The sequence below is a fragment of the Pseudomonas sp. EZ-C24 genome, assembly GCF_014525325.1.
In the GTDB taxonomy this organism is placed as follows: Bacteria; Pseudomonadota; Gammaproteobacteria; order Pseudomonadales; family Pseudomonadaceae; genus Aquipseudomonas; species Aquipseudomonas shirazensis.
On sequence record NZ_JACDIU010000003.1, the window covers coordinates 63,808 to 90,233 of the forward strand.

The window sequence follows — 26,426 nt, forward strand, 5'->3', positions numbered from 1 at the left end:
TACGCAGGTTGCGTGCCAACTGATTCTAACCCGAGGCGCTCGCGGGCTGTAAAGCGTTACCGCATATTGATGCGGCATCCAGGTTGAAGTGCGGGCTCCCATTTGCACAGGCCACCGCGCATGATCCACCCCGACGATATACCTCTGGCGGACATTGCCCGCCGTTATCTGGGCCAGTTCCCTGACCTGCATGGGCTGGCCCGTCAGGCCGCCGGCCATGTGCTGCGCCGTCAGCTCGGTCACTGGCTCGACCCTGATCAGGTGTTCTGGCATGAGTTCGACAGCGCCAGCAGCAGCCCGCGGACCTACACCGGTTTTTGCCACGGCGGCCCACCGCGGCGCTCGATGAGCCTGACCGAGCTGATGATCCAGCGCTTCAGCCCGGCGCAACAGGCCAATATCGACCAGTTGTCGGTGTACGGCGGCTTTTATCGAGTGGACGCCAGCCATACCGTTTTCGATGAGCGCAACGAGCTGCGTCTGGCGGCCCAGAGCGTGCTGGAGCAGTGTTGGGCGATGGACTTCGCGGCAACCTACCGCAAGCGTTTGGCGCGGTTTCGAGCCGAGCGCGGCGAGGACTTCTGCCTGTTAGCCCGCTCGCGGTTTCTGGCTGTACTCGGCCAGGCTGCACTGAGCAACGATGAGCGGCACGAAATACTCGCGGCCTCGCTGGTCCGCTCGCAGTTGCCAGCGACCCGCAAGGCTCTGCGCCTGTCGTATGGCGACAACCACCTCAGCGGTTGGGCTCGCCTGAGTCTGGGCGGGGTTGCGGCGCGAACCCTGCTGCTGCGTACGTTGCCCAGTGGCAAACGCTGCCTGTATCTGGCAGGCGAGCATGCCGGCATGGTGCTGCTCAACGATGAGCAGACGCTTGAGGCGTGGCTGGTCGAGCAAGCGGCAACAGCGCAGGGGCAGGAGCGGTTGATGAGCGATTTTGTCGGCAGTGACTTGCTGAGCCAGTCGCTGCGTCCGCGTCTGCAAAAGTACCTGGACTTGCTGGCGCAGCCCGATCATACGCTGCTGATCAGCAGCCAGCCGCTGCGCGGAGATGTGTTCGTGCGCCTGCGTGATCAGGCGTTGGTTACCCTGGCCAGTGATGCCGATGAGCGCCTTACTACCAACGCTCAGTTACGCAGGCAGCGCTGGCTGTCCGGGCTGCAAACTGCGGCGTTGATCCTGGCGCCCATGAGCATTGCGGGTTGGCCTGTGGCCCTGACAGCGTTGGGCATCGGTGTCGGTTGCCTCGCGCTGCATGTGGACCAGGCCATCAATGGTAAGCGCGAGTGGCGCGCAGCTGCCTGGTGGGCGGTGTTGCTGGATATCCTGTTCATCCTCCTGGACAGCGCACTGATGCGCTCCACCGAGCTGTTTGCTCCAGGTCGGTTACCACCGCCGCGCACGCTCCAGGCGCCGCTGGCGATTGCCGACGACAGCTGGGAAGAATTCATGCAGCCCGCCGCTGACGCGCTGTTGGTCCGTTCCGATCAAGCTCTGGCCCGTCAGCAAACGGCGCTGGCGCGGGTGCCGTGGGCCGACGCCGGCCAGGTCGATGAGCGCGGGTGGTATCTGGATGCGTTCAGTGAGCCTTACGCGGTCTATCGCGATGAACTCGGCTATGGCGCACCGGCGATAGCCGAGTACAGCCATGCGCCGCAGCGCTACAACAACCTGTGGCGCGGGCTACCGCTGGACGATCGGCTGGCGGTCTGTATCGACCGTAGCCATGCCCTGGCCGAGGCACTTGAGCAGATTGGTCAGTACAGCCCGGTCACCTTGTATCGCGCTGCTTCAGGTATGCGCAGCACCGGTACTGCGGCTTTTCGCAGTGGTCAGGTCACGGTGGGAGATGTACTGGTGAGTACCGAGTTCACCTCGTTCACCGAGAATCCCTACGTGCTTTGGGAGGTGTTCAACAGCCCTGAGGTGCAGATATCCGGCAGGCCAGCCTTCGATGATGGCGCGGTGGTATATGTGCTGGAAACAGGCGAGCATGTGCGGGCGACACCGGTCGCGGCGTTTTCCAGCAGACCTGATGAGGCTGAGTCGTTGATGCTACCTGGGCGCTATGTCGAGGTCACGCGCATCACCGCCGTCGACAATGCGCGGTATCGCTTTATCGAGGTGCGCCTGAGGGCGCTGGCGCAGCCTCTGCAAGGAGGCCTGGTGCATGATCTGCGTAGTGGCGAGGTGTTTGATCGGGAGGTGCTGGCGCAGCGGTTGGGGGCAGGCGGAGATGATTCATTGATGCGGCGGTTCTTTCCGCTGCCGACGTAACGATTGGGGCCGCAAAGCGACCCCATTTAGCCTGAGTTACGGCTGCTTCACTTCCCGCATCGGCTTGCCTTTGACCGGCGCGCCGTTGGCCACGTAGTACTTGGCGGTGCTGCGCGGCAGCGGCTGGCGGCCACGGATCTTGTCGGAGATTTTCTCGGCGATCATGATCGTGGTGGCATTGAGGTTGCCGGTGATGATGATCGGCATGATCGACGCATCGACCACCCGCAGCCCTTGCATGCCATGCACACGGCCCTGATCGTCGACCACGGCCATCTCGTCGGTGCCCATCTTGCACGAGCAGGACGGGTGGAATGCGGTTTCGGCATGCTCGCGGATGAACTTGTCGAGCTCTTCATCGGTTTGCACGTGGGCGCCCGGGCTGATTTCGCGGCCGCGGTACTGGTCCAGCGCAGGCTGGGCCATGATCTCGCGGGTCAAACGGATACCGTCGCGGAATTCCTGCCAGTCCTGTTCAGTCGCCATGTAGTTGAAGAGAATGCTCGGATGCTGGCGCGGATCCTTGGACTTGAGCTGAATACGGCCGCGGCTAGGCGAGCGCATCGAGCCCATGTGCGCCTGGAAACCGTGTTCCTTGACGCCATTCGAGCCGTTGTAATTGATCGCCACCGGCAGGAAGTGGTACTGGATGTTCGGCCACTCGAATTCAGGCCGGGAGCGAATGAAGCCGCCCGCCTCGAACTGGTTGCTGGCGCCGATACCGGTGCCGTTGAACAGCCATTCGGCACCGATGGCCGGCTGGTTCCACCACAGCAGCGATGGGTACAGCGAGACTGGCTGGGTGCAGGCGTACTGCAGGTACAGTTCAAGGTGATCCTGCAGGTTTTCACCAACGCCTGGCAGGTCGTGTACCACGGGCACGTCGAGGCTTTCGAGCAGTGCACGCGGGCCGACGCCGGAGCGTTGCAGCAGTTGCGGCGAAGCAATCGCGCCGGAGCTGACGATGACTTCCTTGCGCGCACGGGCTTCCATGCGCTCTTCACTGTCGCCGACCAGGTAGGTCACGCCGACAGCGCGTTTGCCTTCGAACAGGATCCGGTCACTCAGGGCATGGGTGACGATGGTCAGGTTCGGGCGCTTCTTGGCCTGGTCCAGGTAGCCGCGCGCGGTGCTCGAGCGACGGCCGTTCTTGGTCACCGAACGGTCCATCGGGCCGAAGCCTTCCTGCTGGTAGCCGTTGAGGTCTTCAGTGCGCGGGTAACCAGCCTGTACGCCGGCTTCGACCATGGCGTGGAACAGTGGGTTGTTGCCGGCTTTGGGCGTGGCAACGCTGACCGGGCCGTCACCGCCGTGATAATCGTTGGGGCCGATATCGCGGGTTTCGGCCTTTTTGAAGTACGGCAGGCAGTCGAGGTAGGTCCAGTCTTCCAGGCCTGGCAGCTTGGCCCAGCCATCGAAGTCCATGGCGTTGCCGCGGATGTAGCACATGCCGTTGATCAGCGACGAGCCACCCAGGCCTTTGCCACGGCCACATTCCATGCGACGGCCGTCCATGTGCGGCTCTGGATCGGTTTCGTAGGCCCAGTTGTAGCGACGGCCCTGCAGCGGGAAGGCCAGCGCGGCCGGCATCTGGGTGCGGAAGTCGAAGCGGTAGTCAGGGCCGCCAGCTTCGAGCAGCAGCACGCTGACGTTGGCGTCTTCGGTCAGGCGGGTGGCGATGGTGTTACCGGCCGAGCCGGCACCGACGATGATGTAATCGAATTGTTGGGACATGCAAGTACCCTCGTTGTGGCGGTGTCAGGGAGCAAAGCGCCCGCGCCATAAGGCGCGGGCCTAACTACACAGGGTGCTTAGAACACCGAGGTGTAGCCGCCGAGCTCGACCTGAACCGACTTGATGCGGGTGTACTGGGCCAGCGAGCTGACGCCGTTTTCGCGGCCGACACCGGATTGCTTGTAACCACCGACCGGCATTTCTGCCGGCGACTCGCCCCAGGCGTTGATCCAGCAGATGCCGGCTTCAAGCTGGTGAATGATGCGGTGGGCGCGGCTGATGTCGTTGGTGCAGACGCCGGCAGCCAGACCGTATTCGGTATCGTTGGCACGGCGGATGACTTCTTCTTCGGTCTCGTAGCTGAGGATGCTCATGACCGGGCCGAAGATCTCTTCCTTGACGATGGTCATGTCGTCGCTGCAGTCGGTGAACACGGTCGGCGCAACGAAGGCACCCTTGGCCAGGTCGCCTTCGCTCAGACGCTCGCCGCCGCAGAGGACGCGGGCGCCTTCTTCCTTACCTTTGGCGATGTAGCCGAGCACGCTTTCCATGTGCTGGAAGCTGACCAGCGGGCCGAAGTTGGTGTTCTCGTCTTCCGGGTTGCCAATGCGGATGCGCGCAACGCGCTCGGCGATCTTGGCTTCGAAGGCGGCTTTCATCGGAGCCGGGATGAATACCCGGGTGCCGTTGGTGCAGACCTGACCGGAGCTGTAGAAGTTGGCCATCATGGCGATGTCGGCGGCCTTGTCGAGGTCGGCATCGGCGCAGATGATCAGCGGCGACTTGCCGCCCAGTTCCATGGTGACTTCCTTGAGCGACGAGCTCGAGGCGCTGGCCATGACTTTCTTGCCGGTGGTGGTGCCGCCGGTGAACGATACTTTTTCGATGCGCGGGTGCTCGGTCAGCAAGGTGCCGACTTCACGGCCGCTGCCGGTGAGGACGTTGAACACGCCATTCGGCAGGCCGGCTTCGGTGTAGATCTCGGCCAGTTTCAGGGTGGTCAGCGAGGTAACTTCCGACGGCTTGAAGATCATCGCGTTGCCGGCCGCCAGGGCTGGCGCCGATTTCCACAGGGCGATCTGGATCGGGTAGTTCCACGCGCCGATACCGGCGGTCACGCCCAGCGGTTCGCGGCGGGTGTAGACGAAGGAACTTTCGCGCAGCGGGATCTGCTCGCCTTCGATGGCCGGGACCAGGCCTGCGTAGTACTCGAGCACGTCGGCGCCGGTGACGATGTCGACGTAACGGGTTTCCGAGTAGGACTTGCCGGTGTCGAGGGTTTCCAGCATGGCCAGCTCATCGTTGCGCTCGCGCAGGATGTCAACGGCACGACGCAGGATGCGCGAACGCTGCATGGCAGTCATCGCGGCCCAGACTTTCTGGCCACGTTCGGCGCTCTCGACGGCACGTTCGACGTCAGCGGCAGTGGCGCGCTGGACGTGGGCGAGGACTTCGCCGGTCGCCGGGTTGATGGCTTCGAAGGTGGCATCGCTGCCAGCGTCGACATAACCACCATCGATGTAGAGTTTTTGCGTTCCGAAACGGGCCATAGAATCCTCGCAAGTGCAGTGTGTGATTGGCTAGCCGCGTTGCGCTCCTGCTAATGAGGCAGTCGCTGCGTGCGATCGTTCAGCCGCCTGGGGCGTTGTATCCAGGGCGTGCTGCTTAGCCAGTTGTAAATCCATGTATTCGTAGGCAATCCGAATTGCCTGCTCGGTATCGAACGCGTCGCCCGAGAGTGCGCCACGCAACCACAGGCCGTCGATCAAGGCTGCCAGGCCACGGGCGGCCTTGCGCGCATGGTAGAGCGGCAGGACGCGGCGAAACTGGCAGCACAGGTTGGAATAAAGGCGGTGATCGTTGATCCGCTGCAACCTGTGCAAGGACGGCTGGTGCATGCTGGCGGCCCAGAAGGCCAACCAGGTTTTCATTGCCGGGCCGCTGACCTGGCTGGCGTCGAAGTTGCCCTCGACGATGACTCTCAGGTGCGCCCGCGGGCTGTCGTCGGTGAGGGCTAGTCGACGGGCGACGGTGCCTTCGCTCAACGCATTCATGAGGTGGCGCATGGTCGCTGCGATCAGGCCGTTCTTGTCCTGAAAGTAGTGACTGATGATGCCGTTCGACACTCCAGCCAAACGGGCGATCAGCGCAATGCTGGCATCTCCCAGACCGACCTGATCGACCGCCTGCAGGGTGGCTTCGATCAACTGCTGACGGCGAATGGGTTGCATACCGACCTTGGGCATCTGGCAAATCTCCTCAGGCCTGCGGGCAGACGACAAGCGGCTGCCTCGGCGAAGGCCAGTCTATTTTGTTTTGATTGAACGTTCAATCAATAAAGAATAAGCTCTGCGACAATTTGTGCCATTGACAGTTGTTTAAGGCTGTCGAAAAGGCATCGATTGGCACCCCAGAAAAACGTGCAACCCCCGGAATACAAGGCGTTGACGGGCATGGGCGCTGCGCGATACAGAATCTGCCGAGCGGTCGCGAGACTGCGCGCAGGGCCCTCGGAGCGGGGCTTGGCTCTGTAGTTGTGCATCGTTTCGCTACGGGATCACGGTTTTCCTGAGTGCTTTTATAACACCTGTCGCAGTGGCATTAATTGACCAATTGCACGGGATTGACTGATTAGCCTCCACCCCAGCACTGCCCGGAGCATTCGTGCAATGAGTTCTGCCTCCCTAACCAAACCCCCCGCCGAGAGGGTCCGGGTCAACAACGTGGTGTTCATCACCTCTGCGCTGCTGATCCTTGTTCTGACTGCCTTGCTTATCGCTGTACCCGACACCGCCGGTGAAGTGCTCAACGTCGCCCAGACCTGGCTGACGCGCAGCTTCGGCTGGTATTACATGCTGGTGATTGGCGGCTACCTGGTGTTCGTCATCGTTCTGGCCTTCTCCGGCTTCGGCAAGCTCAAGCTGGGCGGCAAGGATGACCAACCGGACTTCAGCTACGGTGCCTGGGCCGGCATGCTGTTCTCGTCGGGCATCGGTATCTCGCTGCTGTACTTCGGTGCGTCCGAGCCGCTGGATCATTACTTCAACCCGCCCGAAGGCACCTCGGCCAGCGCAGAAGCGGCGCGCCAGGGCCTGCAGCTGACCTTCCTGCACTGGGGCCTGCACGGCTGGGCGATCTATGCCCTGGTTGGCCTGGCAGTCGGCTACTTCGCCTATCGGCACAACCAGCCGCTGGCCTTGCGTTCGGCGCTGTACCCGTTGATGGGCGAGCGCTGGGTCAAGGGCAGCGCCGGCCATGCGGTGGACATTTTCGGCATGTTCGTGACCCTGCTGGGGCTGGTGACCAACCTCGGTATCGGCTCGATGCAGGTTGCCTCGGGGCTCGAGTACCTGTTCGGCATGACGCACAGCAACACTAACCTGCTGATCGTCATTCTGGTCATGGCGACGGTGGCGACGGTGGCCGCGGTATCGGGTGTGGAAAACGGCATCCGCCGCCTGTCCAACTTGAATATCGTGCTGTTCAGCGGCCTGCTGATCTTCGTTTTGCTGGCCGGCGATACCCTGCACCTGCTCAACGGCTTTGTGCAGAACACCGGCGACTACCTCAACGGCATCGTGCTGAAGACCTTCGACTTGTATGTGTACGAGAACGAAGCGGGCAAGTCCGAGCGCTGGTTGGGCCTGTGGACCGTGTTCTACTGGGCCTGGTGGATTTCCTGGGGGCCGTTCGTGGGCATGTTCATCGCCCGTATCTCCAAGGGCCGCACCGTGCGCGAGCTGGTTGCCGGCGTGCTGCTGATCCCGCTGGGCTTTACCCTGGCCTGGCTGTCGATCTTCGGCAACACCGCACTGGACCTGGTGATGAACCATGGTGCGGTGGAGCTGGGCAAGACGGCGCTTGAGCAGCCATCGATGTCGATCTACCAACTGCTGGAATACTTCCCGGCAGCCAAGATCGTCATCGGGGTGGCGGTATTCGTCGGCTTCGTGCTGTTCCTCACCCCGGCCGACTCCGGCGCGGTGATGATGGCCAACCTGTCGTGCAAGGGCGGCCAGGTCGACGAGGACGCGCCGCACTGGATGGTGGTGTTCTGGTCGGTGGTCATCACCCTGGTGACCATTGGCCTGCTGCTGGCCGGCAACTTCGCCGCCATGCAGACCATGGTCGTGCTCGCAGGGCTGCCGTTCTCGGTGGTGCTGGTGCTGTTCATGTTCGGCTTGTACAAGGCCATGAAGCAGGACGCGCAACTGGAGCAGGAGCGGGCCGAGCTGGCCGCCCGTGGCCGTCGCGGTTTCAGCGAGCGGCTCAGTGCGATGGAGTTGCAGCCGACCCAGGCGGTGGTTCAGCGCTTCATGGACAAACACGTCAGTCCGGCCCTCAAGGACGCCGCAGCGCAGCTGCAGGCGCAGGGTTTCGAAGTCGAGACCCGCTTAGGCCAGTCGCGCAATATGATGGGCCTGCGGGTGATGATGGAAGAGGGCAACCCGTTCGTCTACGAGGTCAGCCTGGACGGCTACCTGGCGGCGCCCAACGAGGCACAGGTGCAAGGCGAGGCCGATGTGCGCCAACGTTATTATCGCGCCGAGGTCTATCTGCACGATGGTAGTCAGGAGTACGACCTGATGGGCTTCTTGCCGGAGCAGATCGTTCGCGACGTGCTTGATCAGTTCGAGAGCCATCGCCAGGTGCTGGGTCGCGTGTACAGCTAGAACACGTGCGCAGCTCTGCTTGAAACAGGCCTTGTCCGTTGGACAGGGCCTGTTTCGTTATAGCGCCAACTGCCTGATGGCGCAGTGTCGACCCCAGCAATAACTAACACCGGAGCACCCTGCACTACGCGTTAGGTTGAGCCTTTTCTCCTCAGGAAAGTGCCGCCATGCCCAGCAACCCATCCGCAACAGCTTTTGATTTCCGTGCCAGCGTAGCTGCTCAATTCGCCAACCGCCCTGGCCTGCGCCAGATCGCGGCTGAGCGGATCATGCAACTCTTGATCGAACACCATCCCATTCTCAAGACTGCCAGACCTGACATGCATTCAGCTGAAGGGCTGATGCTGATGACACCTGGACTTCCTCTCCGACCGCTGGTCGACCTGGTGCTGCAAGCGCTGATGGACGGCAAGTTGCTGGACTTGTCGCCGGTAGACAACGTTGCCCAGTACTTCTGCCTGGAACCGGCTAGGCGCTTTTATGCGATCGAAGACTCCATGACCACCGGCGAGGGCGATGTCATAAAGCCTGAGCGGCTGCAGACAGCCTTCGACGAACTGATCAAGCAGTTGCCAGATGACTTCTGTCAGGCCCAGGTCGACTATTGGCGGGCGACTGGCAACATGGGCGTCGACCACCTGAGCTGGCTGCAGCAACTGCTCAAATCGGCGCTACTCTGCAACTTGCCCTGGCAGGCGCTGGACGAACAGCAGGCGCAGTGCGTGCGCGAGCTGCTGGCACGCGGCAATGTGCCGTCCGGTGTGTATCTGGTGCAGGTCGAACTGGACATTGGCGGGGCTACCTTCAGCGAGACATTGCCAAACCTGCTGATTCAGGCGCAATGGGACGAGCGCGAGTCCCTTCTGTGGTGCGCACCCTCGGGGATCATCCGTGCATTCGACTCGTTCGACGAGTTTGCTGCTGCGCTTGCCGACGAGCTCGGCGTGCGTTACCGCTTCGAGGCCATGACCTGGCACCGCTTTGCGTTGGAGGGCGACTGCTTTGTGCAGCAGGCGGCAATGTTGCTGGATATTCTCCTGGCGACGCTGTCGCGGCTGCGCCCCCCCTTGTTGGCAGATGTCAGCGCGCTTGAGCAGGCATATGCCTCACTGAGCGATCCTGCCAGCTTCTTCATCCCGGCCTATTCCAACGTTGGCGATACCAAACTGATCCTGCCTCCAGGACTGAATAGAGCGTCTTCCGAGGACAGCTTTGCCTACCAGTGTGGCCTGTTCGAGCTGGCCTTGGCGCAGGCTGACTCCGATGGTATCGCTGCACTTGATGGCATTCTTGACCTGCATGGCTACGCCAGCCAGCGTTTGCGTGAGCAGATGTTGAGTGATCATCCGATCGACGCCAACTACTTTGCGGATGACCTGTTGCTGACCCTGAGCGTGGCCAGGGGAGTGCCCGGCGGTGCGGGCGCAGGTGTTGGCGGTGGGGTGGTTGAAACGCGCAAGGTTTCGCTTACCCAGCTTGCCGTAGGCAATTTGAGCTCACTGGCTGGAGCTACCGTGACGGCGATCGAGCATCGGGACGATCAACTGATCATGGACTGGATGAACGTCGAGTACGTCAAGGCACTTATCCAGCGTGTCGACATCGGTGCTCATTATCCGGTGTATGTCGCTGACCGCCTGGATGAGCCGGCCCAGCGTGAGCTGCGCGTCAGTCGTTTCGCACGTGAATGGCGTTGTTCCTTCCTGTTCAGTGCCTTGCAGGCAAAACTGGCAGGTAGCCTGAGTGAGGCCGCGCTGCAAGCCGTGGTCAATTACTGCCGGGGGCTGGATGACAAGCAGTTGCCAGGCAGCATGTTGATGCCACTTGCATTTCGGCGCGAGCCCAGCAGTGAGCACTACGACCTGGTGCGTGGAATGTATGTGCTGTTTTGCGTCGAGCCTGCGGTGGTTGTGCTATATCGGCCGTTGTATGCATCGCGCTCGGTGTGCGAGTTTGCCAGTCTGGATGCGATGATGCAGGCGATTCGTTCCGATATGGCCTTGCAGCAGGACATCCTTGAGTGGATCCTGCCACAGGCTCGAAGCGTGTATGCGCACGGCGGATTTACCGAGCCGCATCTGGGTGTGCCGATCATCGATTCCTCGCTCCTGCCCGAGCGCGTGCAACCGCCTGCGTTCTGGCCGCAGTATTGGCGCGTTGATGTCGACGCAAAGATGTATGCAGCAAACCGCGACCTGCTGGTGGAGCTGGCTGACCGGCAGAGTGTGTCGAATGCCGAGAGCCGTTGGGCCATTCTGTGTGAAGGTGCCTGGTTGCTGTTCGACCTGATTACCTTGCAACTGCGCGGGCCGGTGGCAGTGGTGGCCTGGATGGTGCAACTGGCCAAGAGCGTCGACAATGACCTCACCGCGTTGGCTCAAGCTAGTGCCTTCGGGCGCTCAGCGGCGGTTGTCGACCTGATCCTCAATGCCGGCATGGCGCTGCTGCATGCGCGGTTGCCGCAGTTGCAGGAGCCCGTCCCCGTAGAGCAACCGCCGCTGGATCTGTTGCGCGGGCCGACAATCGCAGGCAACGGTGCATCCACGGCGATGACTCGCCCAGTCCAAGGCAAGGTTTACCTGCCTGGCGAGGTGCTCAACCAGGCCAGCGTGAACCTGGACTTTTCCTTCAGTGGAGGGCAGGGCTTCAATGTCCTGCCTCCTCAACGGCGGCAGACCTTGCTGGCGATGCGCAGTGCTGTATCGCTCAACGGCATTCAGCCGCTGAGTGCTGGCCCTGAACAAGGCTTGTACATCAAGGACGGGCAGCATTACGTGTCGCTGCGCGGGGACACCTACGCGGTGGCGCTCAGCGCCGAAGGCGCACGCATTGAAGGCCGGGACGGCGCCGTCGGGCCGTGGCTGCTGCGCGAGTTCGGAGCGTGGCGTATCGATGCTCGGCTGCGCTTGGATGGCGGTATGCCGCGTAATCGCGTTCAGCGCCTGCAGGAAACCAAGAAGCAGCAGCTTGATCTGCTCAAGAATCAGGAAAGTGCGCTTATCGTGGACAGCGAACCACGGCGGCGAGACCTCGAAAAATATATCAGGCAAGAGTTCGAGAACAAGGCGCTGATCCTTGATCTGGAACAGGAGGCATCACTGGACAGCGTTCAAGTAAGCAAGTTGGCGCTGCTCAGGAGCCTTCAGAAGCGCTACAGCGAGCGTGTTGCCGGTGGCTATAAACGACTGATCGAGGTAGACCGCAAGCATGATCGTATTCTGACCGATATCACTGCCGTCAGGTCCGTTGACCCATTGCTGGATCAGGTGCTGGACGCACAGCGCAGCGATATTCGGCGCAGCCTGGTCGAGAACTGTGGGCATTACTACAACCGTCTGGCGGACATGATCAACGAGGAAGACGTGGAGGAGCAAAGGGAGCAGCTGATGGTCCTCCCGGAAACCGAGGTCGAAATCCAGCATTATCGGGACTTCACCAAGGCGCTTGAGGGCGTGCAGGTGTGGGAGCAGGAGTTGATCGAACTGTCCGGGCCGTTCGACGCCCTGCTCGAGGAAACGCTAAAGGACAGCACGATTCATTTCAAATCCGAGGAAGGCGGCAGAGACACCAAGGCTCAGATGCTCAATCGGATCATCGAGACAAGGCGAGCGAACGCGGTAGACCTTGAATTCCGTATGCTGCAGGACCTTGCCGAGCTTAGTCTGGATCGCCTTGGTGGGGCCGACGAAGCGACCTTGAACGAGTACCAGAACTATCTCAACGGCCCGGCGTTGGCCAGTGCTGGTGCTGCGCACGCCGAGCTGGCGGGTGCGGACCTCGCGCTGAGCGAGCGCCTGGAAGTGCTGAACGGTGTGATGGATGCCTACGAGGAAGCAGCAAGTATGGCCGATTACTTGCTGAGCGTGGGCAAGAGAGTCATCCGAGCGGACAAGCTGCGGCTATACCAGCAGACGCTCGGCAAACTCAAGGATTCGGTCAGGATCGAGATTGCCAGCGACCTGCGTGAACTTGAGCTGGCGGATGTACCGAGGGTGCGTACGCCTCTCTATGCGAAGCGTGGCGGCATACGTCGAGTGGTCCGCACGCACCGTGGCCGAAGCGTGGTGGGAGAGGAGGTGCAGGTCGATGGCGAGTCGGTTATCCAGCAAAGAGATTCCTACTCCAAGGTTTTGAAAACTTTCAGACGCCAGAACAGTGCATGGGTCGAAGACGCCGAGTCCAACCCGCTCGACAGAGCTTCCCCATCGACGCAAGGGCTTGCCAGTGTCCGCCGACGCGGGCGCACGCTGTTGGACGAGATGGATTCGGTGGTCAAGATCGCTCGGCGCTATGTTTCATCTGACGAGCCGTTGGGCTTGAGCACGGTATTGGAGCTGCACCGCGAAAAACTCAGCGAGGTGCTCGCAGCACTGCCTCGCAGCGAAGGCGATGCAGCGTTGTATGAAGATCTTGAAACGGGCATCGAGTCATTGCAGGCGACCCAGGATGACTTGCTCAGATCGATCTACTTCAACACCACTCACCCAACGGCACGAGCGCTCAAGTACCTGCACGAGCAGAAACAACTGACTATTGTACGCACCGTCAAACGCAGACCGCTGCCCCGCAACGACTACCTGGATATCTATGAAATCAAGCGGCTGGCCGTGTCCGGACATGGTCGAGGCATTGGCTTGTGGGAGGCGCATTTCCACTACGCCAGCGAGGGCGCAGCTGACCTTGATTTTGTCGCCGGGCACCTCAAGACCTGGGCGCAGCGCGCGTTGGGCCGCGACGCTCAATTACGTGCAGCGCAGAACAGTGAGGTGTTGGAGATCTACCGCAGCAAGCTGACCAAGGCCGATGTGCTCGGCATCATCCCGTTCGAGTAGGCTTCAGCGATTGCTGTAGCGGCCTTGCTTGCCATGTGCAGGCATGGCCAGATTGCTGCGCACGGCGATCATCTGGCGCAGCTCTATCAGTTCGATGCCCTGGCTTTTGAGCCGGGGCATTTCTCTTTCCAGAACCTCCAGCGTTTGTGCGTAGGGGTGGCCAATCAGCACAGCAGAGCCCTGCCTGCGGGCCAGCTCGACGCCTTCACGCAACTGAGCGGTGATGGCTTCGCTGGTGCGCACGTCGTCCAGAAATACATCCCGTGACACGTGTGCCAGGCAGTCTTCCTGCGCCTTGGCGGCAGCCACGGTAGCGGCACTGGTGCGGCTGTCGACGAAGAACAGGTCACGGCGCTGCAACTCAGCCATCAACCAGGCCATGGCAGTTGGCTCAGCGGTCATGCGGCTGCCCATATGATTGTTCACGCCTGCGGCAAACGGCACCTTGAGCAACCCTGCGTCGAGGCGCCGGGCGAGCTCTTCGGTCGGTAGGCCAGGGTGCCAGGCATATGGGCCGGTGGCCGGGTCCATCGGCATGTGCAGGATCACCGTCTTGCCGGCTTTATGGGCCTGACGGGCGAAGTCACTGGCGTGCGGGGTATCAGGCATCACCGCCATGGTCACCGGGCCGGGCAGGGCAAGGGTGCGCTGGTCGCGCTCGATGCTCTGGCCAAGGTCGTCGATGATGATGCTCATGTAAGCCTTGGCCGGCGCCGCATGGGCGGCGCCGGTCAGCAGGCAGAGCAAGGTCAACAGCAGATAACGCATCAGCGGATCATTCGCCCTTGGTGATGTTCAGGCCTTTGAGCAGGCTCAGTGCCTGGCTCAGCTGGAAGTCATCATCCTGCGGACGCTCTTTGCGCTTGCTGCTGCCGGTCGGGCGGTCGGCGCCGCCGTTGCCGTTACCGAGGTGGCCTTGCAGGTCCGCTTCCTTGAAGTTCTCGGTGTCGGCCTCGGCAGTGAGCTTGGCCTGGCGCACTTCGATATCGGGGACGATGCCCTGGGCCTGGATCGAGCGGCCGTTGGGGGTGAAGTACAGCGCGGTGGTAAGCTTCAGGGCGCGGTCGTTGGCCAGCGGCAGCACGGTCTGCACCGAGCCTTTGCCGAAGCTGTCGGTGCCCATCAGCACACCGCGCTTCTGGTCTTGCAGGGCGCCGGCGACGATCTCCGAAGCCGAGGCGCTGCCGCCGTTGATCAGCACTACCAGTGGTACGCCTTCACTGGCGTCGGCCGGGTCGGCCGAGAAGCGCAGCTCGGAGTTGGCGATGCGGCCTTTGGTGTAGACGATCAAGCCTTTGGTCAGGAAGTGGTCGGCCACTTCGACCGCCGACTGCAACACGCCGCCGGGGTTGTTGCGCAGGTCGAGCACGACCCCGCGCAGCTTCTTGCCGTTGTCCTTGCGCAGCTTGGCCAAGGCCTTGCCGACTTCTTCGCCAGTCTTGACCTGGAACTGGGTGATGCGGATATAACCGTAGCCGCTTTCCAGCAGCTGGCTCTTGACGCTCTTGACCTGAATGACCGCACGGGCGAGGGTCACGTCAAACGGCGTGCCGCCATCGCGGACCAGGGTCAGGGTGATCTTGTCGCCGATCTTGCCGCGCATCTTGTCGACCGCTTCGGTCATGCTCTGGCCACGGGTCGGCGCGCCATTGATCTTGACGATCAGGTCGCCGGCTTCGATGCCGGCACGCGAGGCCGGGGTGTCGTCGATAGGCGAGACAACTTTGACGAAACCGTCTTCCATGCCCACTTCGATGCCCAGGCCGCCGAACTCGCCGCTGGTGCTTTCCTGCAGTTCCTGGAAGTCTTCCGGGCCGAGGTAGGCCGAGTGCGGGTCAAGGTTGCTGAGCATGCCCTTGATGGCGTTCTCCAGCAGGGTCTTGTCGTCCACCGGTTCGACATATGCCGCTTTGATGCGGTCCATGACTTCGGCAAAGGTGCGCAGCTCTTCCAGCGGCAGCGGCGACTTCGCCGTGGCCTCGGGAGCTGGCGTTGCGGCTGGCTTGGCCGGCTCGGCGGCATAGGCCAGGGGCGCGCCGATCGCCAGGGCGACGGTCAGGGCCAGTTGGGTGAGGCGAGGCGAGTGCAGCATGTCGAACGAACTCCTGATCCTGTTGGCGCTCCCGCAGGAGCCTCGGTGCAGCCACCGTAAATAAGTTGAAATGCCTAGCCACGGCACCATTGCGCCGGGTCGCTCGGGCGGCCCTGCTGACGAATGGCAAAGTACAGACCTGCGCTTTCCTGGCCACCGCTGTCACCCACGGTGGATATGGCTTCCCCAGCCTTGACCACATCACCGGCGCTCTTGAGCAGGCGTTGATTGTGGCCATACAAGCTCAGATAGCCATTACCATGGTCGAGAATGACCAGAAGTCCAGCCCCACGCAACCAATCGGCAAATACCACTCGGCCGCCATGCACTGCGCGAACCTGGGTGCCACTGCTGGCGCTGATCATCACACCATCCCATTTGGCGCGGGCATCACCACCACGGGCATCACCGAAGCGTGCCAGCAATCGACCATTGACTGGCCATGGAAGTTTGCCCCGCGCTGCAGAAAACGCACCGCCATAGCTGGCGCCATCGCCGGAAACCATCGGGCCGAGGGTGGTCAGGGCCTTTTTCGGTGGCTCGGCCGGCGCCTCGGCTGGGGCCTGGCGTGCGGCCAAGGCCTCCTGCTGGCGGCGTTGTTCGGCTTCACGCTGAGCGATCAGGGCTTTTTGCCGCGCCTCTTCAGCTTCGCGGGCCTGGCGCGCGAGGGTTTCTTCGATGGTCTTGAGCACCTTGCCCAGCTCGGCCTGGTCCTGCTCGCGGGCTTGCAGCTTCTGGTCGCGCTGCTTCAAGTCGCTGTTGAGCTTGGCCAATACCGCCTTGCGCTTGTCGCGCTCGGCTTCGAGCTCATGCCGGCGGCTGTCGAGGTTGCCGCTCTGGGCGAGCAACTGCGCCTGCTGGCTGGCAATGTCCTTCTCGACATTGGCCAACTGACGCAGGGTCTCGTTGAACACGCGCAACTGCTCCATACGCGCCTTGCTCAGGTAATCGTAATAGGTGAGGGTGCGGGCAAATTTCTCTGGGTTCTGCTGGTTGAGCAGCAGTTTCAGGTATTCCTCGCGGCCGTTGTTCTGATAAGCCGAGCGGGCCTGACTGGCAATCAGGCCTTGTTGTTCAGTGCGGGCGGACTGGAGTTTTTTTTTCTCGGTATCAAGGCGCTCCAGTTCGCCCTCGGTCTTTTTTAGTTCTTGCTGCAGGGCCTCCACCTGCTTTTCCAGGTTACCGATGTCGGTTTCGGTGCTCTTCAGGTCTTTTTGCACACCGGATTTTTCTTCCTGGAGCTTGCCCAGCATCTTCTTGAGCTCGGCGATGTCCTGGCGGGTGGCATCCAGTTGTTGCTGGGTCTGTGCGCGCTCATCGGCAAAGGCCGGGCTGAGCAGGCATGACAGGGCGAGAAGGATCAGGGCGCGGAACATGGAGTGGGCGTACCAGGGATGGAGACTGGCCTAGTATGCCCGCCTGGGCCTGCAAACAAAACGCCCCGCGGCATCTGCAGCGGGGCGTTTGTCTGGAAACAGCGGTGTAGCGGGCGGTTTATTCGACCAGAATCGAAGTCCCGGTCATTTCTGCCGGGATTTCCAGGCCGAGCAAGGTCAGCATGGTCGGTGCTACATCGGCCAGCACGCCGCCTTTACGCACCTTGAGCTGGCGCTTGCCGACATAGATGAACGGCACGGGCTCGGTGGTGTGCGCGGTATGCGCCTGGCCGGTGCTCTCGTCTTCCATCTGCTCGACGTTGCCGTGGTCGGCGGTGATCAGTGCTTCGCCACCGACTTTGTCCAGGGCATCGACAATGCGCCCGACGCAGGTGTCGAGCGCCTCGACGGCTTTGACCGCAGCGGCAAACACGCCGGTATGGCCGACCATGTCGCCGTTGGCGTAGTTGACCACGATCACGTCGTAGCGCTGCTGCTCGATCGCTTCGACGATGCGGTCGGTGACCTCAGGCGCGTTCATCTCGGGCTGCAGGTCATAGGTAGCAACCTTGGGCGACGGGATGAGAATACGTTCTTCGCCTTCGAACGGCTCTTCGCGGCCACCGGAGAAGAAGAAGGTGACGTGAGCGTACTTCTCGGTTTCGGCAATCCGCAGTTGGGTCTTGCCGTTTTTTGCCAGGTATTCGCCAAGCACGTTGTCCAGGCTGGCCGGGGCGAAGGCTGCCGGCGCGGGGATCTTCGCCGAGTACTGGGTCAGGCCGATGAAGGCTGCCACTTTTGGCTGGCGGGTGCGGGCAAACTCGTTGAAGTCAGGCTCGACGAACACCCGCGACAGTTCGCGGGCGCGGTCGGCACGGAAGTTCATGAAGATCACCGCATCGCCATCTTCGACAGTGACCGCTTCGCCAATCCGCGTGGCCTTGACGAATTCATCGCTCTCGCCGCGCGCGTAGGCGGCCTCAAGCCCTTCCACGGCGCTAGCCGCAGTGTGGTCGGCACTGGAATCGACGATCAGGTTGTAGGCCGCAGCGACGCGGTCCCAGCGGTTGTCCCGGTCCATCGCAAAGTAGCGGCCGATGATGCTGGCGATGCGGCCCTTGCCCAGTTTGGCGAACGCTGCGTCGACCAGTTCGAGCGACGACTGCGCGCTGCGTGGCGGCGTGTCGCGGCCATCGAGAAACGCGTGCAGGTAGATCTTCTCGGCGCCGCGCTGCGCGGCCAGTTCGGCCATGGCGATCAGGTGATCCTGGTGGCTGTGTACGCCACCGTCGGAGAGCAGGCCGAGGATGTGCACGGCCTTACCGGCGCCGACAGCCTTGTCGACTGCATCGCAGAGCACCGGATTGGTGAAGAACTCGCCATCGCGGATGGCCTTGGTCACCCGGGTGAAGTCCTGGTACACCACGCGGCCAGCGCCGAGGTTCATGTGGCCGACTTCGGAGTTGCCCATCTGCCCGTCAGGCAGGCCGACGTCCATGCCCGAACCCGAGATCAAGCCGTTCGGCTGGGTAGCGCAAAGGCGATCGTAGACCGGCGTCTGCGCGGCAAGGATGGCGTTGTATTCGACGTGTTCGCTGTGCCCGAAACCATCAAGGATGATCAGGACCAGAGGCTTGGGGGTGTTCGTCATCAATCGCACTCACGGTTGCCAGAAGATGATAAAGACCCGATTTTAGGGCAAATGCGCCACCCCAGGCGAAAATTCATCGTGTTTGCCGACTGGCGCTGCAACGTTTGCAGATGAATGCTGCACGCCTGCCCGGCGGGCGGGCTTTGGTGGGCCTTGGCTGCTGTGTATACTGGCCGACATTTTCAATCGCGTGGAACACACCTGATGGTTGCTAACCTGATTACATTTGCCACAAACCACTTCATTCTGGTGGCGATTTTCTTTGTTCTGCTGATCCTGCTGTTGCTCAACGAAATCCGTCGTGGCGGCCAGAGCCTGAGCAACGGCCAGCTGACTGCACTGGTCAACGCCGACAAAGGCGTGGTGCTCGACATCCGCACCAGCAAGGAATTCGCGGCCGGCCACATCGTTGGCGCCCTGAACATCCCACAAGACAAGCTCGCCAGCCGTATGGCCGAGCTGGAAAAGCATAAAGACAAGACCCTGATCGTGGTCGACAGCATGGGTCAGCAATCCGGTACCCATTGCCGTGAACTGCTCAAAGCTGGTTACACCGCGGCCAAGCTCAGCGGTGGCATTTCCAGCTGGAAAGCCGATAACCTGCCCCTGGTGAAGTGATATGAAGCCCGTCATCGTCTATTCCAGCGACTACTGCCCGTTCTGCATCCGCGCCAAGCAACTGCTGCAAAGCAAAGGCGTGCCGTTCGAGGAAATCAAGGTCGACGGCAAGCCCCAGGTTCGCGCCGAAATGAGCCAGAAGGCCGGCCGTACCTCGGTACCGCAGATCTGGATCGGCAGCACCCACGTCGGTGGTTGCGATGACTTGTACGCCCTCGAGCGCGCGGGCAAGCTCGACAGCCTCCTCGCGGCCTGAGTCACACCGCATTCAACCCATTAGGATTAGGATCAGCCATGACTGAGCAACAGAACAACGGCGCTGCCACTGACGACAACGCAGCACAATTCTCCATGCAGCGTATCTACGTGCGCGATCTGTCTTTCGAAGCACCGAAGAGCCCGCAGATCTTCCGTCAGCAGTGGGAGCCGGCTGTTTCGCTGGACCTCAACACCCGTCAGAAAGCCCTCGAAGGCGACTTCCATGAAGTCGTGCTGACCCTGTCGGTGACCGTCAAGAACGGTGACGAAGTGGCTTTCATCGCGGAAGTGCAGCAGGCCGGTATCTTCCTGATCAAGAACCTTGACCCGGCTTCCATGAGCCACACCCTCGGCGCGTTCTGCCCGAACATCCTGTTCCCGTACGCTCGCGAAACCCTGGACAGCCTGGTAACCCGCGGCTCGTTCCCGGCGCTGATGCTGTCGCCAGTGAACTTCGACGCCCTGTACGCGCAGGAAATGGAGCGCATGCAGGCCGCTGGCGAAGCACCGTCGCTGCAATAAGCACGGCTGCCAGACCGAGAAAAGCGCCCTGTTGGGCGCTTTTTTTGTGGCTCAGACAAAGCCCTGCTGGCGCCAGGCCTCATATACCGTCACCGCCACGGTGTTGGACAGGTTCAGGCTGCGGCAGCCCGGGCGCATCGGCAGGCGCAGCTTCTGCTCGGCGGGCAGGGCGTCGAGTACTTCGGCCGGCAAGCCGCGGCTTTCCGGGCCGAACAGGAAGGCATCGCCTGGTTGGTAGGCAACCTCGTGAAACGGGTGCGAGCCCTTGGTGGTGAAGGCGAACAGACGCGGCTGGCCGAGGCTTTCCAGGCACGCCGCCAGGCTCTCGTGGCGCTTGAGCGTGGCATACTCGTGGTAGTCCAGCCCGGCCCGGCGCAGGCGCTTGTCGTCCAGCTCGAAGCTGATCGGCTCGATCAGGTGCAAGGCGCAGCCGCTGTTGGCACACAGGCGGATGATATTGCCGGTATTCGGCGGAATTTCTGGTTGAAAAAGGATGACGTGAAACATGCACGGCTCCAAGCGTGAAGATGACGAGCATTCTACCCCTGAACCGGATCAGCGTTCGAAAGCGTTCCCGCGGGTAATGCTGTCGCTGGCCATCGTCGGGGTGATGGTCGGCTTGATGATCGGCCGCCTGACCACGCCTGAAGAGCGTGTGCTGGAGCAGATCGGAGTAGTGCAGGGCGGGCTTGACCTGTGGTTCAACGAAGAGCCAAAGCTGCATGGCGAGAACGTCGAAGGTACGGTGGCGATTGTGTTCGAAGCGAAGGGCAAGGCGCAGCGCGGGCAACTGATGCTGGAGGAGAAGCCGGTCGGCTGGCGTTTGCAGAACAGCGACAAGGGCTTGCTGCTGACGGTGGTGGCCGCGCGCCCCCTGCAGGGCGAATGGAGCGCTGCAGAGGACGCGGGACGTTGGCGTGTGCAGGTGAGGCTGCACGAATAAAAGAGGGGATTCCCGGCCTGCCTGTACCGAGGTCCCCAGAACTTGCTCGACTTGCGAATAAAATAGGGGTCACCCGGCCTGCCTGTACCAGGGCCCCCGAAACTGGTTGTGCAATAGCTATTGCAGGGGGCGTGCCAGGTTTTCAAACGCTGTGTTTGTTAGGGTTTGCGGGTGATTAGGCCGGGATTTGATGTCGTTTGTGCCTTGCTGCGGTGCGTTGGGCACGATCTCGGTGCATGGTACAGACTGCGCCGATCCGCAACCGAGCGCGGTCCCTGTAGGAGCGGCCTTGCCGGGGCGCCGGACCGGTCGGAAAGGCCAGCGAAGCTGGCCCGGCGATTCTGTGGCGTTGTGCAGATCCTGGGGCCGCTACGCAGCCCTTTCCGACCGGTCCGGCGCCCCGGCAAGGCCGCTCCTAGAGGGGCGCGATGGACCGGTCGAAAAAGGCCGCTATGCGGCCCGGCGTGTATGGCGTCAAGCGTGGATCAATGATCGTCGCCGTCATCCTCATCGCCGCCGTCGATCTTCATCCCCAGTTCTTTGATCTTGCGGGTCAGGGTGTTACGCCCCCAACCCAGCAACACCGCAGCATCACGCCGACGCCCGGCGGTATGCTTGAGTGCGGTCTCGATCATGATCCGCTCGAAACTCGGCACCGCGCTGTCGAGCAGGTTGGACTGCCCCCGCGCCAACGCCTGATCCGCCCACTGGCGCAGTGCTTGCTCCCAGTTGGTCACCGGCGCAGCATCCTGCGGCAGGTTGAGCAGCTCCGGCGGCAGGTCACCCACCAGCACTTCGCGGCTAGAGGCCATTACCGTGATCCAGCGGCAGGTGTTCTCCAGCTGGCGCACGTTGCCCGGCCACGGCAGGTTGCGCATGAACTCTTCGGTCTCCGGCTTGAGCAGCTTTGGCTCGACCGACAGCTCTTGCGCCGCTCGGCCGAGGAAGTGCCTGGCGAGGGTGGGGATATCCTCACGGCGGTCGGACAGTCGCGGAATATGGATGCGGATCACGTTCAGGCGGTGGAACAAGTCCTCACGGAATTTGCCCGCCTGGACCAGGGTTTCCAGGTTCTGGTGCGTTGCGGCAATAATGCGTACATCGACCTTGACCGGGATATGCCCGCCCACGCGGTAGAACTCACCGTCAGCCAATACCCGCAGCAGGCGGGTCTGGGTGTCGGCTGGCATGTCGCCGATTTCGTCGAGGAACAACGTGCCGCCATCGGCCTGCTCGAAGCGGCCACGGCGCAGGTTGGCAGCGCCGGTGAAGGCGCCTTTCTCATGGCCGAACAGCTCTGACTCCATCAGATCCTTGGGGATCGCCGCCATGTTCAACGCAATGAACGGCGAAGCAGCCCTTGGGCTGTGACGGTGCAGGGCGTGGGCAACCAACTCTTTACCGGTACCCGACTCACCGTTGATCAACACGGTGATGTTGGAGTGGCTGAGGCGGCCGATGGCGCGGAATACTTCCTGCATCGCCGGCGCCTCGCCAATGATCTCCGGCGTGCGCGTCAGCGTCGGCGCGACATGCAGGCCTTGCTGCTCCTGAGCATGTTGGTTGGCCCGCTTGACCAGCGAGACCGCCTCGTCAACGTCGAACGGCTTGGGCAGGTACTCGAAAGCGCCGCCTTGATAGGAGGCAACCGCACTGTCCAGGTCCGAATGCGCGGTCATGATGATCACCGGCAAGCGCGGATGTTGTTCGCGAATCTGCGCCAGCAGGTCCAGGCCGCTGGCGCCAGGCATGCGGATGTCGGAAATGATCACGTCCGGCTGCTGCCGGGCCAGGCGACCCATGACTCCGTCAGCGCTGTCGAAGCTCTGGGTGGTCATGCCCTCCTGTTGCAGGGCTTTTTCCAGGACCCAGCGGATGGAGCGATCATCGTCGACGATCCACACGGTTTCACTTCGGCTCATGGGGCAGTGGCTCCTTGTTCCAGAGGCAGGAAGATCGAGAAGGTGGTGTGGCCGGCATGGCTCTCACACTCGATCAGGCCCTGGTGCTGGCTGATGATGTTCTGGGTAATGGCCAGGCCGAGGCCGGTACCGTCCGGGCGCCCGCTGACCATGGGATAGAAGAGGGTGTCCTGCAGTTCCGCCGGGATGCCGGGGCCGTTGTCGGTGATTTCGACGCGTGCTACCAGGCGATGACGGATGTGGCCAATGGTGAACTGGCGCACGGCGCGGCTGCGCAGGCTGATGCGGCCCAGGCGCAATTCGTTCTGGCTGCTGATCGCCTGCATTGCGTTACGCACGATGTTAAGTACGGCCTGGATCATCTGCTCGCGGTCGATCAATACGTCCGGCAGGCTTGGGTCGTAATCACGCACCAAAGTGATGCAGCCTTGGCTTTCGGCCTCGACCAGGCTGCAGACGCGCTCCAGCACTTCGTGAATGTTGGTCATCGCCAGCGACGGCAGTTTGTTCGAGCCGAGCATGCGGTCGACCAGGTTACGCAGGCGGTCGGCTTCTTCGATGATCACGTTGGTGTAATCGCGCAGGCCGTCGTTGGGCAGCTCGCGGGCGAGCAATTGCGCCGCGCCACGAATGCCGCCCAGCGGATTCTTTATTTCATGGGCGAGGCCACGCACCAGCATCTTGGTGGTTTCCTGCTTGGACAGCTGGGCCTCTTCCTTGGTGATACGCAACAGCCGGTCACGCGGGTGCACCTCGAGCAGCAGCAAGGTCTGGCCTTGATGCAGGATCGGCGTAACCGCGTAATCGACGGTGATGCTTTGCCCGGTCAGCGAGGTCAGTTGCGCCTCGCGCTTGGTGAACGGGTGAGCCTGTTCAACGGCCTGGCGCAGTGAGTTGAGCGCCTCGGTCGACTCGGTGAACAGCTCGCTGATGAACTGCCCATGACTGCGCTGACCGCTGACCGCCAGCAGCATCTCTGCGGCCGGGTTCATGTACTCCAGGCGCAGTTCGGCATTGAGCAGCAGGGTCGCTGTGGTCAGGTTGTCCAGGAGTAGACGGTGCTGCGCATCGCTGATGGTCATGGGGCGTCGTCGACCTCTTTTGGCACATGGGTCGCCCTTGGCTGAGCCAAGAGCGGGCGCGCTGGTGATCCGCGTGATGGTTTGAAAATGCAAGAAACAAACCAAGGCTCCGAAAAGAAGCGCAATTACCGGAAAAAGCCCTGTTCATGCGCTATTGCAGGCCAAAAACTATCGATGAAACGATTCACTTGAACCATATTGGGCTGCATGGCAGAGCAGTAGGTCCCGCCATGCACCAATATAGAGCATCTTGGTCGCGTGCTCAGTTGCAGAGCTGTCCGGTGGCGCGGATCATGCCGGCACGGTGCAGTGCATCGCCTTGGCGTTGCGCCAATGCCAGGGCCAGCTTGCGCGCGCACTGGCGGCTGCGGGTTTGATCGAAAGACGCCAATTGGTGCAGCAGGTCTGTCTGCAGCCCGTCCAGCCGCGGGCGGATGATGCGTTGCAAGTCATGTCGTGGCAGTGCCGGCGCGGCTCCGGCGAGCTGCCATTGCGACAGCCGCGCATACTGCACCAGCTTGTTGGCCTCTATCTGATCATCAAAGAACGCCGCTGCACGCGCAGGGTCAAGGCCATAGCCAGGCGCCGCGTTGCGCACGGCAGCAATGATGGCTTGCTCGCGCTCGGTTGCCTGGACGGGCTGGGCGTTATCCCATTTATGCAGCGCCACCACATCGGCCACGGCCAGTCGCCGCTCGACCAGGTCAAGCAGGGGTGAGAAGGTGGGGTCGTCAGAGGTGGCGCTGCAGCCGCTCAGACCGAGGGCGCAGGCGAGGATAAAGGGGGCAAAGCGCATCGGCAGTCTCCTTTTCAGTGGAGGCTGGAAGTGTGCGGTGATGCTGAGGGTGCGCAAGTCGGACGCTTCTGAAAATCCTGTCTGGCGAAACGGAAAACGGCCTCCCGAGGGAGGCCGTCTTCAGTTGATGCCTAGCGACGACAGGCGTCGCTTACATCAGCAGCTGTAGTACAGCTCGTATTCCAGCGGGTGTACGAAGGTGCGCACCTTGATTTCTTCTTCGCTCTTCAGCTCGATGAAGGCATCGATGAAGTCGTCGGAGAACACGCCGCCCTTGGTCAGGAACGCACGGCCTTTATCCAGCTCTTCCAGAGCTTCTTTCAGGCTGCCGCAGACTTGCGGAATGTCCTTGGCTTCTTCTGGTGGCAGGTCGTAGAGGTTCTTGTCGGCAGCATCGCCTGGGTGAATCTTGTTCTGGATGCCGTCCAGGCCAGCCATCAGCAGGGCTGCGAAGGCCAGGTATGGGTTGGCCGACGGGTCCGGGAAGCGCGCTTCGATACGGCGAGCTTTCGGGCTGCTGACGTAAGGAATACGGATCGATGCGGAACGGTTACGGGCCGAGTAGGCGAGCATTACCGGTGCTTCGAAACCTGGGACCAGACGCTTGTAGGAGTTGGTCGACGGGTTGGTGAAGCCGTTCAGTGCCTTACCGTGCTTGATGATGCCGCCGATGAAGTACAGGGCGGTATCGGACAGGCCGGCATAGCCTTCGCCAGCGAAGGTGTTCTTGCCGTCTTTCCAGATCGACATGTGCACGTGCATGCCCGAACCGTTGTCACCGTACAGTGGCTTCGGCATGAAGGTAGCGGTGCGGCCGTAAGCGTCGGCAACGTTGTGCACGACGTATTTCAGGGCCTGGACTTCGTCAGCTTTCTTCACCAGGGTGTTGAACTTGACGCCGATTTCGTTCTGACCGGCAGTCGCCACTTCGTGGTGGTGAACTTCAACGATCTGACCCATTTCTTCCAGTGCGTTGCACATGGCAGTACGGATTTCGTGGTCGTGGTCGAACGGAGGTACTGGGAAGTAGCCGCCTTTGACGCCTGGACGGTGGCCTTTGTTGCCGCCTTCGATGTCAGCACCGGTCATCCACGAGCCTTGCTCGGAGAAGATCTTGAACATCGAACCGGAGATGTCGGACTGGAACTTCACTTCGTCGAAGATGAAGAACTCAGGCTCTGGACCGGCGAACACGGTGTCACCCAGGCCAGTGCTCTTGAGGTACTCTTCAGCGCGCTTGGCGATAGCACGTGGGTCGCGATCGTAGCCGAGCATGCTCGACGGGTCGACGATGTCGCAGGTGATGATCAGGGTTGGCTCTTCGGTGAACGGGTCGAGCACAGCGGTATCGTCAACCGGCATCAGGATCATGTCGGAGGCTTCGATGCCTTTCCAGCCGGCAATCGACGAACCGTCGAACATCTTGCCGACTTCAAAGAAGTCTTCGTCCAGACCATCACGCGCCGGCATGGTCACGTGATGCTGAGTGCCTTTGGTGTCCGTGAAACGCAGATCAATCCACTTGACGTCATGATCTTTGATGAGTTGAACCGACTTCGACATGTTGTCCTCCGGAGGGTCTAGAGCGCGGTGGGCCGCTGCCCTGGAAAAAGGGTGTTGCTGGGCGCGGATAGTCGGCCAAGCTTACCTGCC

The 26,426-nt window shown here is 61.7% G+C and carries 19 protein-coding genes; 7 read left to right on the forward strand and 12 right to left on the reverse strand.

Annotation, left to right across the window (positions count from 1 at the left end):
• Window positions 1–120 precede the first annotated feature (120 nt).
• A complete protein-coding gene (locus tag IDM28_RS00755) occupies window positions 121–2,274 on the forward strand; it encodes a dermonecrotic toxin domain-containing protein (protein ID WP_188035168.1) in 2,154 nt (717 codons plus the stop codon).
• Between the two features lie 36 nt (window positions 2,275–2,310).
• Here the strand turns inward: IDM28_RS00755 and betA are convergent, their stop codons facing one another.
• The 3 genes from betA to betI all read right to left on the reverse strand — a co-directional run bounded on the left by betA (window position 2,311) and on the right by betI (window position 6,254).
• Window positions 2,311–4,008 carry a choline dehydrogenase gene (gene betA / locus IDM28_RS00760; RefSeq protein ID WP_101315586.1) on the reverse strand — a complete coding sequence of 566 codons (1,698 nt, stop codon included), beginning with the start codon at window positions 4,006–4,008 and terminating at the stop codon, window positions 2,311–2,313.
• Between the two features lie 77 nt (window positions 4,009–4,085).
• The gene (gene betB, locus IDM28_RS00765; RefSeq protein WP_188035169.1) at window positions 4,086–5,558 is read right to left on the reverse strand and encodes a betaine-aldehyde dehydrogenase; all 1,473 of its coding nucleotides are present in this window, start codon (window positions 5,556–5,558) and stop codon (window positions 4,086–4,088) included.
• Window positions 5,559–5,588: 30 nt separating this feature from the next.
• A complete protein-coding gene (gene betI, locus IDM28_RS00770) occupies window positions 5,589–6,254 on the reverse strand; it encodes a transcriptional regulator BetI (protein WP_101315590.1) in 666 nt (221 codons plus the stop codon).
• Between the two features lie 423 nt (window positions 6,255–6,677).
• On the opposite strand from betI, the gene IDM28_RS00775 reads away from it, so the two are divergent.
• Window positions 6,678–8,681: a BCCT family transporter gene (locus IDM28_RS00775; RefSeq protein WP_150572675.1), complete on the forward strand. Its 2,004-nt coding sequence runs from the start codon at window positions 6,678–6,680 to the stop codon at window positions 8,679–8,681.
• Between the two features lie 167 nt (window positions 8,682–8,848).
• Window positions 8,849–13,513: a dermonecrotic toxin domain-containing protein gene (locus IDM28_RS00780; protein WP_188035170.1), complete on the forward strand. Its 4,665-nt coding sequence runs from the start codon at window positions 8,849–8,851 to the stop codon at window positions 13,511–13,513.
• Window positions 13,514–13,516: 3 nt separating this feature from the next.
• Here the strand turns inward: IDM28_RS00780 and IDM28_RS00785 are convergent, their stop codons facing one another.
• The 4 genes from IDM28_RS00785 to gpmI form a co-directional block, all read right to left on the reverse strand.
• Window positions 13,517–14,281 carry a divergent polysaccharide deacetylase family protein gene (locus tag IDM28_RS00785; protein ID WP_188035171.1) on the reverse strand — a complete coding sequence of 255 codons (765 nt, stop codon included), beginning with the start codon at window positions 14,279–14,281 and terminating at the stop codon, window positions 13,517–13,519.
• Window positions 14,282–14,288: 7 nt separating this feature from the next.
• On the reverse strand, window positions 14,289–15,605 hold the full coding sequence (locus IDM28_RS00790) for a S41 family peptidase (RefSeq protein WP_150571520.1): 1,317 nt from the start codon (window positions 15,603–15,605) through the stop codon (window positions 14,289–14,291).
• A gap of 74 nt (window positions 15,606–15,679) precedes the next feature.
• Window positions 15,680–16,981, reverse strand: coding sequence for a murein hydrolase activator EnvC family protein (locus IDM28_RS00795; protein ID WP_150572673.1), 1,302 nt, complete (start codon window positions 16,979–16,981; stop codon window positions 15,680–15,682).
• Window positions 16,982–17,099: 118 nt separating this feature from the next.
• Entirely contained in the window at window positions 17,100–18,632 is a 1,533-nt protein-coding gene (gene gpmI / locus IDM28_RS00800; RefSeq protein ID WP_188035172.1) for a 2,3-bisphosphoglycerate-independent phosphoglycerate mutase, read from the reverse strand.
• 204 nt (window positions 18,633–18,836) lie between these two features.
• Between gpmI and IDM28_RS00805 the strand changes: the two genes are divergently transcribed.
• From IDM28_RS00805 to secB, 3 genes are read left to right on the forward strand one after another with little or no spacing between them, the layout of a single operon-like run.
• Window positions 18,837–19,250: a rhodanese-like domain-containing protein gene (locus tag IDM28_RS00805; RefSeq protein ID WP_101315604.1), complete on the forward strand. Its 414-nt coding sequence runs from the start codon at window positions 18,837–18,839 to the stop codon at window positions 19,248–19,250.
• Between the two features lies 1 nt (window position 19,251).
• A complete protein-coding gene (gene grxC, locus IDM28_RS00810; protein WP_101315605.1) occupies window positions 19,252–19,506 on the forward strand; it encodes a glutaredoxin 3 in 255 nt (84 codons plus the stop codon).
• A gap of 38 nt (window positions 19,507–19,544) precedes the next feature.
• On the forward strand, window positions 19,545–20,030 hold the full coding sequence (gene secB / locus IDM28_RS00815; RefSeq protein ID WP_103435737.1) for a protein-export chaperone SecB: 486 nt from the start codon (window positions 19,545–19,547) through the stop codon (window positions 20,028–20,030).
• 51 nt (window positions 20,031–20,081) lie between these two features.
• On the opposite strand, the gene trmL is transcribed toward secB, so the two are convergent.
• A complete protein-coding gene (trmL, locus tag IDM28_RS00820; RefSeq protein WP_103435738.1) occupies window positions 20,082–20,537 on the reverse strand; it encodes a tRNA (uridine(34)/cytosine(34)/5-carboxymethylaminomethyluridine(34)-2'-O)-methyltransferase TrmL in 456 nt (151 codons plus the stop codon).
• On the opposite strand from trmL, the gene IDM28_RS00825 reads away from it, so the two are divergent.
• Window positions 20,536–20,973, forward strand: a complete 438-nt coding sequence (locus IDM28_RS00825) for a hypothetical protein (protein ID WP_150571220.1) — start codon at window positions 20,536–20,538, stop codon at window positions 20,971–20,973. The two genes, trmL and IDM28_RS00825, sit on opposite strands and share 2 nt — an antisense overlap.
• A 485-nt stretch (window positions 20,974–21,458) precedes the next feature.
• Here IDM28_RS00825 and ntrC read toward each other — a convergent pair whose 3' ends face one another.
• From ntrC to glnA, 4 genes are all read right to left on the reverse strand, one after another.
• Window positions 21,459–22,895 carry a nitrogen regulation protein NR(I) gene (gene ntrC, locus IDM28_RS00830; protein WP_101315613.1) on the reverse strand — a complete coding sequence of 479 codons (1,437 nt, stop codon included), beginning with the start codon at window positions 22,893–22,895 and terminating at the stop codon, window positions 21,459–21,461.
• Window positions 22,892–23,977, reverse strand: coding sequence for a nitrogen regulation protein NR(II) (glnL, locus tag IDM28_RS00835; protein WP_101315616.1), 1,086 nt, complete (start codon window positions 23,975–23,977; stop codon window positions 22,892–22,894). The genes ntrC and glnL overlap by 4 nt, the downstream gene beginning before the upstream one ends.
• A gap of 262 nt (window positions 23,978–24,239) precedes the next feature.
• Window positions 24,240–24,773, reverse strand: a complete 534-nt coding sequence (locus IDM28_RS00840) for a chorismate mutase (protein WP_188035173.1) — start codon at window positions 24,771–24,773, stop codon at window positions 24,240–24,242.
• Between the two features lie 156 nt (window positions 24,774–24,929).
• Entirely contained in the window at window positions 24,930–26,336 is a 1,407-nt protein-coding gene (glnA, locus tag IDM28_RS00845) for a type I glutamate--ammonia ligase (RefSeq protein WP_101315620.1), read from the reverse strand.
• Window positions 26,337–26,426 lie beyond the last annotated feature (90 nt).